This is a genomic window from Neobacillus vireti, from assembly GCF_001026695.1.
Taxonomy (GTDB): Bacteria; Bacillota; Bacilli; order Bacillales; family Cytobacillaceae; genus Neobacillus; species Neobacillus vireti.
Map to the genome: position 1 here is coordinate 185739 of NZ_LDNB01000017.1, position 17830 is coordinate 203568.

18 protein-coding genes and 1 pseudogene are annotated in these 17830 nt (G+C 40.0%); 16 read left to right on the top strand and 3 right to left on the bottom strand.

The annotated features are described in order from the left end of the window. Positions 1–28: 28 nt before the first annotated feature. The 13 genes and pseudogenes from AA980_RS21070 to AA980_RS21125 all read left to right on the top strand — a co-directional run bounded on the left by AA980_RS21070 (position 29) and on the right by AA980_RS21125 (position 11769). Positions 29–808: a DeoR/GlpR family DNA-binding transcription regulator gene (locus AA980_RS21070; RefSeq protein ID WP_024028096.1), complete on the top strand. Its 780-nt coding sequence runs from the start codon at positions 29–31 to the stop codon at positions 806–808. 65 nt (positions 809–873) lie between these two features. After that, entirely contained in the window at positions 874–2136 is a 1263-nt protein-coding gene (locus tag AA980_RS21075) for a class-III pyridoxal-phosphate-dependent aminotransferase (RefSeq protein WP_024028095.1), read from the top strand. A 22-nt stretch (positions 2137–2158) separates the two neighbouring features. Further along, entirely contained in the window at positions 2159–3172 is a 1014-nt protein-coding gene (locus AA980_RS21080) for a phosphotransferase enzyme family protein (protein WP_024028094.1), read from the top strand. A 13-nt stretch (positions 3173–3185) separates the two neighbouring features. After that, positions 3186–3539 (top strand): hypothetical protein, encoded by a 354-nt coding sequence (locus tag AA980_RS21085; protein ID WP_024028093.1) that lies wholly within the window; start codon positions 3186–3188, stop codon positions 3537–3539. A gap of 225 nt (positions 3540–3764) precedes the next feature. After that, complete coding sequence (locus AA980_RS21090) at positions 3765–4025, top strand: BMC domain-containing protein (RefSeq protein WP_034723880.1); 261 nt, start codon at positions 3765–3767, stop codon at positions 4023–4025. Between the two features lie 42 nt (positions 4026–4067). Then, complete coding sequence (gene pduL, locus AA980_RS21095; RefSeq protein ID WP_235815135.1) at positions 4068–5003, top strand: phosphate propanoyltransferase; 936 nt, start codon at positions 4068–4070, stop codon at positions 5001–5003. After that, positions 4951–5319, top strand: coding sequence for a BMC domain-containing protein (locus tag AA980_RS26595; RefSeq protein WP_024028089.1), 369 nt, complete (start codon positions 4951–4953; stop codon positions 5317–5319). The genes pduL and AA980_RS26595 overlap by 53 nt, the downstream gene beginning before the upstream one ends. Positions 5320–5345: 26 nt before the next feature. Then, positions 5346–5489 (top strand): annotated as a pseudogene (locus AA980_RS26600) (malate dehydrogenase); the annotation flags it as partial. Between the two features lie 196 nt (positions 5490–5685). Then, on the top strand, positions 5686–7287 hold the full coding sequence (locus tag AA980_RS21105; protein WP_024028088.1) for an APC family permease: 1602 nt from the start codon (positions 5686–5688) through the stop codon (positions 7285–7287). Between the two features lie 35 nt (positions 7288–7322). Further along, a complete protein-coding gene (locus AA980_RS21110; protein WP_024028087.1) occupies positions 7323–8255 on the top strand; it encodes a metallophosphoesterase family protein in 933 nt (310 codons plus the stop codon). A 266-nt stretch (positions 8256–8521) separates the two neighbouring features. Then, the gene (locus AA980_RS21115) at positions 8522–9421 is read left to right on the top strand and encodes an acetamidase/formamidase family protein (protein ID WP_034723834.1); all 900 of its coding nucleotides are present in this window, start codon (positions 8522–8524) and stop codon (positions 9419–9421) included. 184 nt (positions 9422–9605) lie between these two features. After that, entirely contained in the window at positions 9606–10706 is a 1101-nt protein-coding gene (locus AA980_RS21120; RefSeq protein ID WP_024028085.1) for a DmpA family aminopeptidase, read from the top strand. Positions 10707–10767: 61 nt separating this feature from the next. Next, positions 10768–11769, top strand: a complete 1002-nt coding sequence (locus AA980_RS21125; protein WP_082195791.1) for a ribose-phosphate diphosphokinase — start codon at positions 10768–10770, stop codon at positions 11767–11769. Positions 11770–11882: 113 nt separating this feature from the next. Here AA980_RS21125 and AA980_RS21130 read toward each other — a convergent pair whose 3' ends face one another. Continuing rightward, positions 11883–12335 (bottom strand): DUF2269 family protein, encoded by a 453-nt coding sequence (locus AA980_RS21130; RefSeq protein ID WP_024028083.1) that lies wholly within the window; start codon positions 12333–12335, stop codon positions 11883–11885. Positions 12336–12429: 94 nt separating this feature from the next. On the opposite strand from AA980_RS21130, the gene AA980_RS21135 reads away from it, so the two are divergent. Further along, positions 12430–13728, top strand: a complete 1299-nt coding sequence (locus tag AA980_RS21135) for an MFS transporter (RefSeq protein ID WP_034723873.1) — start codon at positions 12430–12432, stop codon at positions 13726–13728. A gap of 120 nt (positions 13729–13848) precedes the next feature. Beyond that, positions 13849–14922, top strand: coding sequence for an NAD(P)H-dependent flavin oxidoreductase (locus tag AA980_RS21140; protein ID WP_024028081.1), 1074 nt, complete (start codon positions 13849–13851; stop codon positions 14920–14922). Positions 14923–14989: 67 nt separating this feature from the next. Here AA980_RS21140 and AA980_RS21145 read toward each other — a convergent pair whose 3' ends face one another. Together AA980_RS21145 and AA980_RS21150 are read right to left on the bottom strand one after the other, a co-directional pair. Beyond that, entirely contained in the window at positions 14990–15811 is an 822-nt protein-coding gene (locus AA980_RS21145; protein ID WP_024028080.1) for an RMD1 family protein, read from the bottom strand. A gap of 123 nt (positions 15812–15934) precedes the next feature. Continuing rightward, positions 15935–17098, bottom strand: a complete 1164-nt coding sequence (locus AA980_RS21150) for an acyltransferase family protein (protein WP_024028079.1) — start codon at positions 17096–17098, stop codon at positions 15935–15937. A 210-nt stretch (positions 17099–17308) separates the two neighbouring features. Here AA980_RS21150 and AA980_RS28090 point away from each other — a divergent pair, with 210 nt between their 5' ends. After that, entirely contained in the window at positions 17309–17827 is a 519-nt protein-coding gene (locus tag AA980_RS28090) for a serine hydrolase (RefSeq protein WP_024028078.1), read from the top strand. Positions 17828–17830: the final 3 nt, after the last annotated feature.

Genomic DNA, 17830 nt, shown 5'->3' on the forward strand with positions numbered 1-17830 from the left:
ATTCTTTGCTAAGCAGGTGGCAGCATATATGTCTTTATCCTTTGAAGAACGCAAAACAACCATAATGGAATCTTTAGAAAAAGAAGAGAAAGTTCAGGTACGGCTGTTGGCTACTATCCTTCAGGTTTCAGATGAAACGATTCGCCGTGATTTAGACCGGCTTGAAAAGGAAGGTTATCTGAAAAAGGTATATGGGGGAGCCGTAAAAACGAAGATTCATAACTGGGAATTACCATTTGATGAAAAAACAATGATTAATAAAAAAGAGAAACAAGCAATTTGTAAGGCAGCAGCAAGCCTTGTCGAAGATGGTGACATTATTATGATTGGAAATGGAACCACTCCATTAGATATGATTCCATACTTAGCGGACAAAAATGAGGTCACTTTGATTACTCATTCTGTTCCGGTCATGCTTGGTGCTATGGATGCATTTAAAGGCCGTATTGTTTTTATTGGCGGTGAAATTGAAAGAAATCAGAAATACATGAGTGGTCCTCTTTCAGAAAGAATGCTAGAGCTGCTCCAAGCAAATAAAGCTTTTATTTGTGCGGGAGGAATTTCAACGGTTAATGGAATCACTGATTATGATATCAGCGGATCTAGTATCTCTCGAAAAATGATGGAACGTGCGGAAGAGGTAATCATTTTGGCGGATCATACCAAGTTTGGGAAAACTACTTTTGCTAATATGTGCTCTTTAACAGATGCAACTAAGATTATCACGGATGATAGTTGCCCAAACGAATGGAAAAAAATAATAGCTGAAAATGGAATCGAATTATTAATAGCAAACGAAATGAACTAGCAGCGAATATCAATAAATGTGAAACAAACTTATCCAAATGCTGTAAGAGAAGTGAGGAGAAAAGTATGGTTGAATTTGGCAGTAAACAAACAGTCATAGATCAATCCCTTCAATGGTGGAATCCAGGGAAAACAAGCCAGTGGCAAAAAGATGGTATTGACCTCGTTATGGGGAAACGTGAAGGGTATTACTTTTACGATATGAATGGCAAAAAATTAATGGATGTTCATTTAAATGGCGGAACCTATAATTTAGGGCATCGTAATCCTGAAATTATCGCTGCTTTGAAGGAAGCGTTAGATGATTTCGATATCGGCAATCATCATTTTCCAGCGATGACCCGTGCCAAGCTTGCTGAAAAACTGTCACAATGCACACCTAATGGCCTACATTATTCTATCCTATCTGCGGGTGGAAGTGAAGCTATCGATGTTGCCTTAAAATGCGCTAGATATGCCACGAAACGGAAAAAAATCGTCTCGATCATTAATGGGTATCATGGCCATACAGGACTCGCTGTTTCATTAGGAAATGAACGGTATTCACGCTTGTTTTTGAGTGAAGGGGACCCGACAGAGTTTATTCATGTTCCATTCAATGATTTAGATGCGATGGAGAGAGCATTAATGAATGAAGATGTTGCCTGTGTCATGATCGAAACGATTCCGGCAACCTACGGATTCCCGCTTCCCGAAAGAGGATATCTTCCTTCAGTTAAAAGATTGTGTGAAAAATTTGGTACCCTATATATCGCGGATGAGGTTCAAACGGGCTTAATGCGGACAGGAAAACTTTGGGGGATTGAACACTATGGGGTGGAACCAGATATTTTAGTTACCTCTAAAGGCTTTAGCGGCGGAATTTATCCGATTGCAGCTACCGTTGTTAACAAAAAGGCGGGAAATTGGATGAATGAAGATGGATTTGCCCATATTTCCACATTTGGTGGTTCGGAATTAGGCTGTATTGTGGCTATGAAGGTGTTAGAAATCTCCCAGCGTAAGGAAATACAGCAGAACGTTGATTTTGTTGGACGTTATTTACGGACGGGACTAGAAACAATTAAAAAGCAAAATCATGACTTTTTTGTGGGCATTCGCCAATTGGGCGTTGTAATGGGGCTGGAGTTTAGTCATCCGAAAGGTGCCATCTATGTCATGCAGCAGCTTTTTAAAAATGGAGTTTGGGCCATTTATTCCATGCTCGATAATAAAGTCCTTCAATTTAAACCTGGTTTACTTTGTGATCAAGAATATTGTGATGAGTTACTGACAAAATGTGAACTTAGTATTACTCAAGCAGCAAAAATGGCCTATAGCTATAGTTAACCATTAGAAGGGAGAAAAGAAAATGAGCAATCCCTCCGTTGACCCATTACAAGAATCCTTGAATAAATTTAATGAAATTGCAAATACCGCACTTCCTTCCTATCCATTTTTATCTCAATCTACGATTCAACTATTAAATTACTCTGAAAATGCTACTTATCTTGTTACCGATTCGGGTAGGGGTGAAAAATATATTTTACGTGTCGGACGCCCGGGATATCATACAAAGATGGAAGTGGAGAGCGAGCTTGAGTGGTTGAAGTCAATCCATAAGCACTCGTCTATTCATATTTCCTTGCCCATTTTAGGAGGGAACAGCGAATATATTCAAGTAGTTCAACATCAAAACGAGCAATATTACTGTACACTTTTCACATTTTTAGAAGGGGATGCGCCAAATGAAGAGAACGAAAGTGAGCTAATCAGCCAATTTTTCAAGCTTGGCGAAATAACCGCACAATTACATGAACATAGCATCAATAATTGGGAAAGTCTTAGGAAAATCCGCAGACTCACCTGGGATTATGATACCATTCTAGGCACTGCTCCAAAGTGGGGAAGATGGCAGGATGGATTAGCGATCACCGAGGAACGAGAGGAATTATTCACAAAGGTTTCAAAGAAAATTAGAGATAGACTGAATCGATTTGGAAAAGCCGCTAATCGTTATGGCTTAATCCATTCTGATTTACGTCTTGCTAACCTGTTGGTAGAGCGTGAACAAATTAAGGTCATCGACTTTGATGATTGTGGATTTGGCTGGTATCTCTATGATTTTGCTACTTCTCTAAGCTTTATCGAACATAAACCATATGTCCCAGCCTTAATTGCCTCTTGGTTAAAAGGGTATCGCAGGGTTCGCCCCCTTTCTGAAGAAGAAGAACAAGAGATTCCAACTTTTATTCTGATGCGAAGACTTCAGCTGATTGCTTGGGTAGGCAGCCGTGATAATGAAACAACCAGGGAGTTAGGAAACGGATTTACTGAAGACACTGACAAAATAGCAAAAAGATATCTGCAGAATGGAAAAATATAAGGATGCCCATTAGATGAAGTTTTTTACAGGTGGTGAGAAAATGGATGCCGATTTAGTTGAAAAGATTACGAGATTAGTACTTTCGCGGATAGAGGAACAGTCGAAACGTTCTGTTCTAAACGAATGGAGGGAACAATATTTATCAGTTGATGAAAGGGGAGAATATCCCCCACTTACGAAAGAGGAGATGAAACAATGGAATAAAATTACCTCCACAGTGGGGTTTTCAAATAAAGCAGATGAAATATCTCCGCACGAAGTTCCGCTAACGTTGGAAGAATTGAAAACCTGGAAAGACCTTTCAGTTTCCATAAGCACGAAAGAACCGGGACAGGGTCGGGTGAAGTTTTTCCCGCATCACGAATGAAAGGGTGAGTTTATTAGAGAGGAGTGTTCCCCATTATTGAGTTCGATGATGATTTGAAATCGATCCAAGAGATGAGAGCGGCAGTCAAGCGGGCAAAAGCAGCGCAAGAAAAGTTTCAGTCGTATTCCCAGGAACAAGTTGACCGCATCGAAAAAATATGTCGCAGAAATGTATCTAATTGAAAATTAGGAGGAATGTTGCGTGGCTATTAATGGTGCACTTGGCATGATTGAAACAAGGGGATTGGTGGCTTCTCTAGAAGCAGCGGATGCAATGGTAAAGGCAGCAAATGTCAATTTAATAGGGAAGATTCATGTCGGCGGCGGGATTGTGACAGTGCTTGTAACCGGAGATGTGGGTGCAGTAAAAGCAGCAACAGAAGCCGGAAGTGAGGCGGCCGGGCGAGTAGGCGAGATTTTATCTGTTCATGTCATCCCACGCCCACATAATGAACTGCAAATTATATTACCAAAATTTGAGGGATAATATCGCTAGTAAACTTATAAATGTTGAATGAGTGAGGCACATATGATGAAAGAACTAAACTCACAACTAATTGTAAAAGAAGTAGTGAGGCGTCTACAAGAAAGGCAAAATGGAACTCCAACCATACCTATTGGCGTGTCAGCTAGGCATTGTCATTTAAAGGAAAAGGATTTAGAAATTCTTTTTGGAAAAGGGTACCGGCTTACGAAAAAGTCGGATTTATTACAGCCAGGCCAATTTGCGGCAAACGAAGTCGTGACAATCGCTGGACCACGGGGAAGCATTGAGAGGGTTAGAGTTCTCGGACCCTTAAGAAGAGTAACCCAAGTAGAAGTAAGCCAAACAGATGCAATCAAGCTTGGATTGAATCCACCGATAAGGGAGTCAGGAAACCTACAAGGGTCTTCATGGGTTACAATCGTTGGTCCAAAAGGAAGTATTTACCTTGAAGAGGGGTTAATCATAGCTCAAGCACATATTCATATGCCGTCAGAGCAGGCCTGCCAGCTTGATGTGAAAGATGGAGAATATGTAAAAGTGGAAATTGATCATCCGATTCGCCCGTTAAGTTTTGAAAAGGTACGGATTCGGATTTCAGATAACTATGTATTGGAAATGCATATTGATACAGATGAAGCCAATGCCGGATTTATTAAAAGTGGACTTAAGGGTAAATTAATTAAAACAGGTAGATTCTTTAACGAAACAGGAGATGGTAAGGCAGGTCCTAACGTGAATGGAATTTTGGGAACTACATTTGTGGCCGATTTTCATGAAAAGCTATTAACTAAAACGATTATTGATGGGTGGAAGAAAAGCATTATTACTATTAAGCCGAATACGATTATCACGCCTTTAGCACGGGATGCGGCAAAAGAAAGAGGGATTTCGATCGTAATGAATGAAATTGGAAGGGGTGAGGCCGGTGACAAAGGCATTAGGAATGATAGAAACGCAAGGGTTGGCTACCTCGATTGAGGCAGTAGACGTGATGTTAAAAAATTCTTATGTCCAACTTGTACAGCAATCGATGGTGGACGCTGCACTTGTGACAATTTTAATAGAAGGAGATGTAAGTGCGGTAAAAGCTGCAGTCGAAGCAGGTGTGGAACTAGCGAAAAGAAGGGGTGCCTTAGTTGCCTTTCATGTCATTCCTCATCCTGATTTGAGTACAAATCACTTAATTAGAATGAAAGCGGCGGATGGGTATGAAGCGAATAAAATGGACAATAAGCCTAATGTGAATAAAAAAGATGCAGAAAATGAAAGCAATCAAGATGAAGTGAAGGAGTAGTTTGCTCCCAAACTTATTTCATCTGAAGAAGGAGTTTACCTTCGATTGCCTATTTGGAAGGTGAATACGGATATAGGGACATTTATCTGGGTGTTCCCACTATCCTCGGTGGGAACGGCGTAGAAAGTATTATCGAATTACCGCTCACTCCTGAGGAAAAGGAGGCATAAGACCTTTCAGCCCAATCTGTAAAGAGAGTCATAAACCAACTAAGATAAAAATTTTTAAAAATAATTGTCTTAATATTCAGAATCACTTAGAGGGGGGATAAATAGATACAATCATTGAAAATGGAAGGTTCGGTGCTGGAAAGTAATTGTGAATGTCACCCCAGTTGTTAACTTTTAAGGAGAGAAGGGAGAAAAAATGTCTAAAGCTGGTCTCGCTTTGTTTGAACAAAAATCTACCGGTGGAATTGCACGGCAAATTAGTCCCATTGACACAATGATTTACTCTGCTGCAAACCCAGGATTGATGTTTGCGCTCGTTTATATTATGTGGGCACCATTTTTATATCCAGGCGCTCATATGGTTTGGGCAATTTTGGCTGTTGCCCAGATGTTCATTATCGCAGGTCTCTATTGGTTATTATCAGTCTCGATGCCAAGGTCGGGCGGTGAATATATTTACATTAGCCGGATCCTTCATCCGGCGATTGGACTGATGGCGAGCTTTATGATTACGTTTACTTCCATCTCGTGGACTGGAATCCTGTTAAACTGGATTATTAAATGGTCCGTAGTAGAATTCTTCTATTCAATCGCACTTATTAATGGGAATGACTCAGGATGGCTTCATTTAGCGGAGTTTTTTAATAGTAATTACATGCATGCCATTATTGGCACAGGATTGTTGCTGTTCATCTATTTTATCTATTATAAGGGAACAAAGTGGATGGTAAGATTAGCGTATTTAACATTGGGTGCTACCCTGGTAGGCGCTGTTGTCTTTATTATTGCTAACCTAATCACAGGGCAAGGAACCTTTGCCGCTAATTTTTCACAGCTTACAGGTTTAGCCTATAATGATGTCATTCAACTCGCAAAAGCAGATGGATATACGACTAAGTTCCTCTTCGGTGCGACTATTATGGCGGGTTCCACCTATATTATTCTCAATACACTAGGTTCCACATTTGGGGCAAATCTAGCAGGAGAAGTTCGAAACGTACAAAAATCTCAGTTGATGGCATTATTTGGCTCACTGGCGATATTAATGGTAGTTTGGGCGATTTTTTACTCGTTGTCCTATATCAACTTTGGCGATATCTGGTCCAATAGCCTGTATTATCTTTATAATTCCGGGCATGAAGCCTATCCGTTCAAGGGATATGATCCATTTATCACCATCATGATTGGGATCATGACAAAGAGTCCCGTTTTTGTCTTTTTAATTGCGATCTGCTTTGCGGTTGCGACCTTTGGATCTGCTGCTGGTTTAGGTTTTGGACCTTCACGTAATATGGTTGCTTGGTCGTTTGACCGTTTAATTCCTAGTAAATTTATGGAACTCAATAAAAAGACCAATTCACCTACGTACGCATTAAGAACCGTTATCATTGGTGCCTGGTTTTTCTTAATGCTCGACATTTTCGTCCCATCTTGGACGGCAAATATCGCTTACACTATATTCACTTGGTTCTTAGCCTGGATCTTCCTGGGGATTGCTGGTATTGTTTTTTCAACCAGAAAGAAAATATTGTTTAACTCTTCACCTCCAATCGTAAAGACAAAATTCTTAGGGGTCCATTTAGTTACCATTTTAGGCTGGCTAACCTTAGCAATCAGCGTCTCGATTTGTTACTATCTCCTAATTCCATTTTTAAGAGGAGATTTACCATTTACGATGATTGTTGTCTCCCTGTGTTTAATGTTTATCCCAATCATCATTTATTTTGTGATGAAACGTCATCATGCTAAGAAAGGGATTGATATCGATATCCAATTCCAGGAGATTCCTTCAGATTGATCAATTCTTCTAAAAAATAATATGGGGTGAGGAATTTGAAAATTTTTTATGCAGGCGATCTGCATGGAGGAGAAACTGCGTTTCGAAAATTCACTAATGCCGGTAAGTTCTATATCGCCGATTTAGTCATATATGGCGGCGACTTTACAGGGAAAATGGTCGTCCCGATAGTTGAAAAGTCTGGCATTTATACGTGCCGATATTATGGATCTACTGTGAAAGTGAAAAAAGTAAATGAACTCCCAGATTTGGAACGGAATTTACGAGATGCAGGATTCTATCCTTACTTAGTGTCAGAAAAAGAGCTAAATCAATTAAATGAGAGCGATGCAGAGCGGATTATTAAAGAGAAGCAAATAGAAGTGTTCAGGCAGTGGATCGAAATGGCTGATGAACGGTTTAAAGCAGCAGAAATTCCATGTATAATGATTCCTGGGAGCGTGGATGACTTTTATCTTGATGAGTTTCTCAATGCCGGAAGTTTTGTTCAAAATGGGGATGAAAAAATTATTGAGATAGATGGATTTGAAATTCTTTCAATTGGCGGTGGAAAGCCAAGTGTATTTAAGTATCCTCGTGAGTACAGTGAGGAAGAATTAGCGAAGAAAATTGAAAACGCTGCCAAACAGGTGAAGGATATGAATAAATGCATCTTTAATATTCACATCCCTCCTTACGACACTGATTTAGATCAAGGGACCTTGTACGATGAAGAGTTAAAGCCAGTTCTAGACGGTGATTCCCTAGCAACGGCGCCGATTGGCAGTAAAGCAGTGCGCGATGCCATTGAAAAATATCAACCCATGCTTTCCTTACATGGTCATGTTCATGAAAGCCGTGGAGTGACCACTTTAGGCAGAACAATCTGTATTAATGCTGGTACAGATTATGACCAAGGCTTGCTTAGAGGAGCCCTGGTGGATGTTAGTGCAGATGGGAACGTGTCTTATACTTTAACAGCAGGTTAATGATATATTCCTATTACTCTTTATGAAATTTTAAGATGGCTATTTCTAGATTGCTGCTTTCGTAGATTCGCCGATTGAACAGCAAAAATAGCCGATAGAACCGTAAAATTCGCTGATAGACTGGCAGTGGCTTGTAAACAATCAATAAAGTGGTGTAAATTTACACCGGTAATGGATTCTTTATAAGTTTGCCTATGATTTCTGCAAAAATGTTTACCAAAACAGCCTTAAAAATCGTTAAATTGTAAGAGGAAGGAGTCATAATGATGGAAATTATTTATAAAGACCAGTGTGTACTGAATATGTCACGCAACAATCCAGTTGTGAAAAAGGTACAGCCGGGAAGTACTGTCATTTTTGAAACGTATGATTGCTTCAGTAATCAAATTCAGCAGGAAGACCAGCCTTTTAGCTCAGTCGGCTGGGATAAAATAAATCCGGCTACGGGTCCATTATTTGTAGAAGGGGCGGAGCCGGGGGATATTTTAAAAGTGGAAATAGCAGATATTAAAATCGAACACAAAGGTGTCATGACGACGGCTCCGAAACTTGGCGTACTTGGTGATATTGTGACCGGCGAAACGACAAAAATTATTGCCATTCAAGACGGAAAAGCGATTTTCAACGAGAAAATTCAGATTCCCATTAAACCGATGATTGGTGTAATTGGCACCGCACCTGCAGATGGGGATATTCCTACTGGAACTCCGGGTGATCATGGCGGCAATATGGACTGTAAAAAAATCATAAAAGGCTCCACCTTATATTTACCAGTCAATGTCTCCGGTGCGCTCCTGTCGATGGGCGATTTACATGCGGTGATGGCCGACGGGGAAATTGTCATATGCGGATTAGAAATTCCGGGAGAAGTAACCATCAAAGTGGATGTTATAAAAGGAGAATCCTATCCTTTACCAATGCTTGTTAGTGAAGAGAGACTAATAATGATTGCCTCGGCAGAAACATTGGATGAAGCGGGCAAACTTGCAACGGTAAATATGCACACGTTTATCGTCGAACAGCTTGGACTGCCAATTGACGAAGCTGCAATGCTCTTATCCTTAGTTGGTGACTTAAGAATATGTCAGGTTGTTGATCCATTAATGACAGCACGAATGGAGCTGCCACAATGGATATTAGATCAATATAATTACAAAACAAAGTAGACCTGCTTCATCAATCCCAATTTATTTTACAGAGAAAGTCATGAATCGCAGATTTTATTAGAATTATGGAAAGCGGGTCAGTCCCACTTTTATGAAATAGAAGGGGAACTGACCCAAACAAAATCTGGAAATGAGGACTTTACTTTTTTTACATATCATCCGACTTAAAGGAAGGAAAAAGACTATGAGCAAAAAGCGAGCACGAGATCTTGGATTGCCATTTCCCGGTATTCCAGGGGAATTTAATGCATTAACAGATGTTCCAGGTGTAGAAATCGGGTTTACCACAATCATAGAAGGTGAAGGACAAGTTCAGATCGGTAAAGGTCCAATCCGAACTGGGGTGACAGCCATTTTGCCTCGTGGTAAAAAAGAAAAAATGAAGCCGATTTGGGCAGGGTTTTACAGTCTAAATGGTAATGGTGAAATGACAGGCGTGCATTGGGTGAATGATGGCGGCTATTTTCTAAGTCCAATTTGTATAACAAATACCCATTCAGTTGGAATTGCTCACCATGCAACAACAAAATGGATGGTGAATAACTATGAAAAACAATTCAGCACCGAACATTTATGGGCGATGCCCGTGATTGCTGAAACATATGACGGTGTTCTTAACGACATTAACGGGCAGCATATTACTGAAGAGCATGTTCTCTCAGCAATTGATGGGGCTCATCCAGGACCAGTATCCGAAGGGAATGTTGGCGGAGGGACGGGGATGATCTGTTACGAATTTAAAGGGGGAACGGGAACATCTTCACGTGTTGTCACGATTAATGGGCAACAACATCATATCGGTGTTCTTGTTCAAGCAAACTTTGGTTTACGTGAATGGCTTACCATTATAGGTGTCCCTGTCGGAAAACATATGAGTAATGGAAAGCTTTTAGAAAATGAACAAGGTTCAATCATTGTCATTATAGGGACAGATATTCCAATGCTACCCCATCAACTAAAAAGGGTTGCTAAGCGTGCCGCAATTGGTATTGGCAGGAGCGGGAGCCCTGGGGGAAATAGTTCAGGTGATATTTTTCTTGCCTTTTCAACTGCCAATGAAATGGATATTCTCCAATTATCACAAGAAAAATTGACGATGGAATTTGTCAATGATGAAGGATTTGACCCAATTTATGAAGCTGTTTGCCAAGCAGTGGATGAATCAGTCGTTAATGCTTTGATTGCCGCGGAATCAATGACTACCGTTAAACCATATGGGAAAATAGTCCACGCAATCAATCATGAAGAACTTTTGCGAGTAATGAGAGAATATAATCGGGTTTAAGAAGTTATTTGTGGAAGCCTTACCTACCACAATGTTGTTTAATATAGTAAAATAAGATGAAATGATTAGAGTAAAGGCAACATTCGAATTTATACAGTGTGGAGGATATAAGGTGACGTATCATTTAAATAATAGATTTAAAATGTTTACATTGAATTCAAATCAAACACTTGCAAACGAGATGGCCGAGCTTTTGGGCTGTGAGTTGGGCAAATGCTCTGTAACTAAATTTAGTGATGGAGAAATTCAAATTCATATCGAAGAAAGTGTACGTGGCAGTGAGGTATTTATTGTTCAATCGACCTCCTACCCGGTTAATGAAAATATCATGGAGCTTCTTATTATGCTGGATTCCTTTAAGAGGGCTTCTGCGAGAACAATTAATGTAGTTATTCCTTACTATGGGTATGGACGCCAAGATCGAAAGGCTCGTTCTCGGGAACCAATTACGGCGAAATTAGTGGCTAACCTATTAGAAGCTGCTGGAGCAACTAGAGTTCTTACAATGGATCTCCATACACCGCAGCTTCAAGGTTTTTTTGATATTCCAGTTGACCACTTAATAGGCGTCCCTATCCTAACACAGTATTTTAAAAATAAAGGATTAGACGATATTGTTGTCGTTGCGCCGCATAATGGCAGCATCGGCAGAGCGAGAAAAATGGCCAATCTTTTACATGCTCCACTTGCGCTTATCGATAAACGAAAACTTGAGGAAAATGAACACGAATCCCTCAATGTCATTGGTAATGTTGAAGGGAAAAATGCCATCATCATTGATGATTTAATTGATACAGCTGAAACCATTACATCCGCAGCTAAGGCATTAGCAGAAAATGGGGCAACATCTATTTATGCCGGCTGTACCCATCCTGTTTTCACCGGGCAAGCGATTGAAAAAATTCAACTGTCACCGATTAAAGAATTAGTAGTGACGAATACGATAAAGTTACCGGAAGAGAAAATGATTGGAAAAATAAGAATGATATCCGTTGCACCATTGCTTGTAGAGGCAATTGATCGGATCCATAATGAAAAAGCCGTAAGTCCTTTATTTGAATAGGTTTAGTGGAAAGCTGACTGTCTAAGATAGTTGGCTTTTTCATATTGAAAGGAAATGTTTGCATTTTCGAGAATAAATGAATAAAAATCCCGTAATACCATTGATTTTAAGTATTAAAATGGTTTAATTGTCATTAGAATAATTAAAATAATTGCTGAAATGTATAAGGTATTATTTAGTGGAACAGCCTGTTTAGCTACTAGAATATATTCCGCTGGAAGCTCTTCACCATCATGATTTTCGAGGATCTCCATTTGAAGCTTTGCTTTCTTCGGAAGCATCCCAGCGGCAATTGGCTGCACCGCTATGTAAATGACCATGGATACAATATACCAAATTTCCTTAAATAAGTCCGGATGCATGATGCCCATGATGATGCCTGTTACCAGCAAGGTGATACTTCCAATTTTGGCCAATTTCTCCGTTCCTTGTGAAACTGACAGAGCAAACTTAGCCTGGGAAACATTTCTAACCTTTCCCATTAAAATGGGCATGCCAAAAGTAGAACCCAATCCGACTACTGCTGCGACAATGTGAATGAGTAAAACGAATGAGTAAAATGTCATGTTCTTCACTCCTCCTTTATTACTACTTTTTTATTTTACTGAATATTTCGGAAAATTAGAACACCTATTTAAAAAGGAAAGGCGGTCTGATTGTTTGTCTTATACAGCAGATAATTCAAAAGCTTTAGAAAGTCAACCGGAGTGGATACAAAATTACATTGATTCTCCGGAAAAACAAAGGCAGTTATATAAACGGACGTTGATGGTTGTAGTTCTTTCACAAATTTTTGGAGGTGCCGGACTTGCAGCCGGAATTACGGTCGGGGCACTGATTGCCCAAGATATGCTAGGTACTGATCGATTTGCCGGCATTCCTACTGCATTGTTCACTTTAGGTTCTGCAGCAGCAGCCTATCTTGTAGGGCGGCTTTCTCAACGTTATGGACGCCGGTTTGGTCTTGCCGCAGGATTCATTACTGGCGGTATTGGCGCCATCGGAGTTGTGATTGCGGCATTGACTAATAATCTTCTATTGCTCTTTGCCTCTCTATTAATCTATGGAGCTGGTTCAGCAACCAACCTTCAAGCTCGTTATGCTGGTACCGACATGGCCAATACGAAACAGCGGGCTACAGCCATTAGTATTGCCATGGTGTCCACCACGTTTGGAGCTGTTTCAGGTCCAAACCTGGTTGATGTCATGGGGGGATTTGCTGCGTCAATCGGTGTTCCAGCTTTAGCCGGCCCTTTTATATTAGCAGCAACAGCTTTTATCCTAGCTGGCTTGGTGCACTTAATTTTCCTTCGTCCTGACCCACTCCTAGTAGCTAACGGTCTTGCAGCAGTGAAAAGAAGTAAAAAGGAAATTATTTCAATTGTGAACTCCGGCGATACTCAAAGGTTAGAGGGGCGGGGTATCGTTGTTGGAACAGCACTCATGATTTTTACCCAAATGGTTATGGTTGGTATTATGACGATGACACCCGTCCACATGAGGCATCATGGACATGGTTTGAGTGAAGTCGGAATGGTTATCAGCATTCATGTGGCCTTCATGTATCTGCCATCCTTCCTGACTGGCATACTCGTTGATAAAATTGGCAGAACGGCAATGGCCATTGCTGCTGGTACCACGCTGCTTGCAGCCGGTGTTTTTGCCGCTCTTGCACCCGCTGATTCCATGCTGTTTCTCATCATCGCACTTGCCTTGCTCGGGCTCGGCTGGAACTTCGGTTTGATTTGCGGCACAGCACTTATCGTAGACGCAACCCTTCCCTCAACTCGGGCCAAAACGCAGGGCACTGTAGATGTTTTGATTGCATTATCAGGAGCGACAGGGGGAGCACTTTCGGGGATGGTTGTTGCCCAATCGAGTTATGCAACACTCTCACTTGCAGGAGGCATCTTTTCACTATTGCTGATCCCGGTTGTTTTATGGTCCCGTCATAAATGAAAGGACAGAGGGAAAAGGAAGGCTGACCCACCTTCAGATTAACTTCATATTGGTAAGTGGGACAATAAACCCTTCCATGTGTCTCACATAGAAATATAAAAAATTGAAAGGAAGTTGTTTATGCGCCTAAACACTGAACTATGCGAAATACTAGGTATTACCTATCCGATAATTCAAGCTGGAATGGCTGGAGGCCCAACAACCGTGGATTTGGTTGCCAATGTTTCTAATGCAGGTGGGTTAGGAACCTTAGGCGCAGCCTATATGAAACCAGATGAGATAAGAACAGCGATTCGACAAATAAAGGTGAGGACTACAAAGCCATTTGCCGTGAACTTATTTTGTACCAATTGGCAAGATCACTATGAAGGAGTAGAAGAGTCTCAGAAGGTACTGAATCCAATTCGAGAAAAGTTAGGTTTGAAGTATTTGGATCAGCAGGTGATGACAAACAACTTTTTTGATAAACAATTTGAAGTCCTATTGGAAGAAAAAGTAACTGTACTGTCTACCGCTTTCGGTGTTCTTCCCCCGGATAAAATGGCGGCAGCCAAGAAACAGGGAGTAACAGTTACGACGATGATAACGACTGTTCGAGAAGCCCAACTGGCAGAAAATGAGGGCGCAGATATCATCATCGCCCAAGGTAGTGACGCTGGCGGTCATAGAGGAACATTTGAAATAGAAAAAGATACTCATGGTGCCGCGATCGGAACCTTTTCCCTTGTCCCCCAGGTAGTGGATGCTGTTTCGGTACCAGTGGTGGCTGCAGGTGGAATCATGGATAGCCGCGGCATTGTTGCAGCATTGGCATTAGGGGCACAAGCAGTTCAAATGGGAACGGCATTCTTAACTACTATAGAGTCTGGTGCTCATCCAGTATATAAACAAGCACTAATCAAAAGTACAGAAGAAAGTACAGTTATTACCAAAGTCTTTTCAGGACGTCCGGCTAGAGGAATTAAAAATGCTTTTATAGAAGCCTACCAAGATGCAAAAATACCACCAGCCGATTTCCCAACCCAAAACACGTTGACCAGTGACATTCGAAGGGCAGCAGCTTTTCACAATAATCCCGACTATATGTCGCTGTGGGCTGGGCAGGCTACAAGACTATTACTAAACGAAATAACTGCTGAGAACTTAATAAGAAAGTTAGTAGCAGGTGCAGATCGAATACTTTTTAGTAAATAAATTACTTAAGGGTTCATTCCCCCGATGCAATAAAGCATTACAGCGCCGGGGGAATAACCCATTTTTACTAGTATTTTATTATCGTCAGAATGATCTCGAAGAGGATGAGAAAGACGATAATCCATTCCACGAAGAGTCCACGGATGGAATGACTAATGGTGGAAAAACCATTCATGATGTTATATAAAATATCTGTTTTATTTTTCAAAATAATATATCTATCATTTAATTCGAAAAACTCGACCATCTTGTCGTAAAATTCGTTTGCTGTGCTGCTTGTCCATGTTATATCAGGTTTATCTAAAATCATGATATACGCAAGCGTGTTGTATTCGTGGCGGACGATTTTCGCGGTCGTCCTCGCCAGTTCTTTATTGCCGATTCTCAGCCTGCCTTTTTCCAGCCGGTCAATCATCATTTCGAGTTTGTCATGGATATTTCCGAGCTGCTCCTCTGTTTTCTCAAGTGCCACCGATTTGGCAAGGACCGTGGAAATCAATTCAGGAAAATAAACCTCATATTCTGGAACTACAATATATTCGTCCGTCAATTCAATATTTTCGGTTTCTTTGATATGAAGACTATAATCGTCCGTATATCTATTAGCATTCTTGATTTCAATATCCGGTTCATAGGAATGGAGGTATTTCAAAAAGCAGGTTATCTCATTTGAGTCCGAATGATTAATGAAGACAACGCTGCCAAAGGAAAAAACCATCACCATTTGTGAGTCGTCCAGCTTTTTTTGCACGATGGTTTGGAGAATTTCGCCTTTTAGAATTAAAGGCTGTTCCCAAGTGAACTTTTTAGGAATGCCGCATTGAATGGCAATTTGGTTTAAATCAATTTCATTCGTAATCGCAAATGCCTTAAAGTGGATAGGCGTCATTCTAATCACTCTTTCCAGCGAAATATTTACCTTGCAAGTAGAAAAATAAAAATTTCTTTTAATCTCTTTCTACAATTATTTCTATGAGAAGAACTAGATTAGAATGACAATGTTTTCTTATTTTTAAACTGTCTTATTTTGCTCTTGTTTGTGTAATGTTGTGGTTTTTTTAGTCTTTACTCCAAATAAAAATCGTGTCATTCCCATTCGCTTAATGATTAGTTCATAAATTAATAGCGAAGCGATTAGTGTTGATAGCATTATCAGTGTAAATTTTGCCGGAACACGCATGTCTAATCGGATCACATAATAGCTGATCACCACTAAAACACTTTGATGAATGATATAAATTGGAAACGCCGCTTCATTTAAGTAGGGCAATATTTTATGACGGAAATTTAGAAATTTATTACCAAATCCTAGGATAACAATTAGTCCAAGCAGTGTATTAAGTGAGCGGAATAACGTTAGAAATATAGAAATTGTGGAAAAACCTTTCGCGTCAAGGTTATGGACCACAAGAATTGCCCAGATTGGCACGAGTATTAACACCAATATTAATGCCTTGAAACGAATACGATTAAACATTTCTTGATACCTTGGATCACTGCAGGATATATATCCAATAAGGAGGATGGCCAGATAGTAGAAGGGGTTTTGACCTCCTGGTGCAGGCAATGCTTGGGTAATCGTTAAAACAATAAAAAGTAACATAAAAATGAGTGGTTGACTGAAAATCTTATGAAACTTATTCACTTTTTCTTTTCTATTTTGATTATTTAATAACGAAAAGACTGGTATTGCGGCAACAGAAAGTACAAATAAATAAAGGATAAACCATAGATGTGCCGGAGTAAACGTTCCAAAATAACCTGACAAATCACTAAAATCAGTGAAAAAATTCTTTAAGAATATAAAATAGGAGCCTGAAGATTCCCCAGTATGATCAAGTATGGCAAAATAACCTTGCGGCGGAACAATGAAGAGGACTCCAAATAATAGCGGGATTAATAATCTACCGATTCTTTCATTTAGAAAAAATGATGTGGATTTCACGCGAAGGGCATACCAACTGGCCGATCCGGCTAACCAGAAAAGCAGCGGCATAAACCATATATTTGCAACGGAAATAAACCAGCTTAATCCCCAGCTCAATGTTTCATTTTTCACATAAAAAGGATCCCAGTGATCAAAAACTCTCGCAGCATGAAACGGGAATAGTAGCAATATTGCGAAATTTCTTAACCAATCAATATCATATCTTCGTAAGGAATCTTTATTATCCATTGTTTTTCCCCTTTACATTTGTTTTTATTTCCAATTTTACCTCGGATAAGAAAATTTGAGTAGTCATTTTATGGGCTTTTATGGAAAGTGATAGAGCTATTGTCTTACTTTGTTTTTCCGCCTTTATGTTAAATTAGGAAAATAGTATTCATTTGAAATTTAGTTAGTGGTACAATTTTCCTATAATAGAAGGTTGATAGGGTGGGGAGAATGAAGATTGTTAAGAGCTTTATCCTGGTGTTTTTACTATTCTTAGTTTTTGAACAAGCTAAGGAGGCAAGCGCAGCTTCTGTTTCCAAAACGAATCAATTTAGAAATGATTTATCAGTGGATTTAAATCAGTACATTAAAGAGGCCGGCGGAACAATAACTCTTCAGTATCAAGATTTAACCACAGGGGAAACGTTTGATATTAACGATAAAACAGCTGGGCGTGCGGCTAGTACGATTAAACTCCCGCTCGCATTAGCTGTAATGGAGCTTGCGAGTAATGGAAAACTCGATTTAAATGAAAAGTTGGTGTATCAACAGCGGCACTACTTTGGGGGAAGCGGGGTCATTCAATATGAAAGGGTTGGAACGTCTTATTCCATTCGTGATCTTGTTAGGAAAGCGATGATTCATAGTGATAACATTGCCTTTATCATGTTAAAAGAAAGAGTAGGCGCCAATCAGTTTATTTCTTACATGAAAAGCTTGGGTGCTCAATATACATATCCAAATGGATAAAAA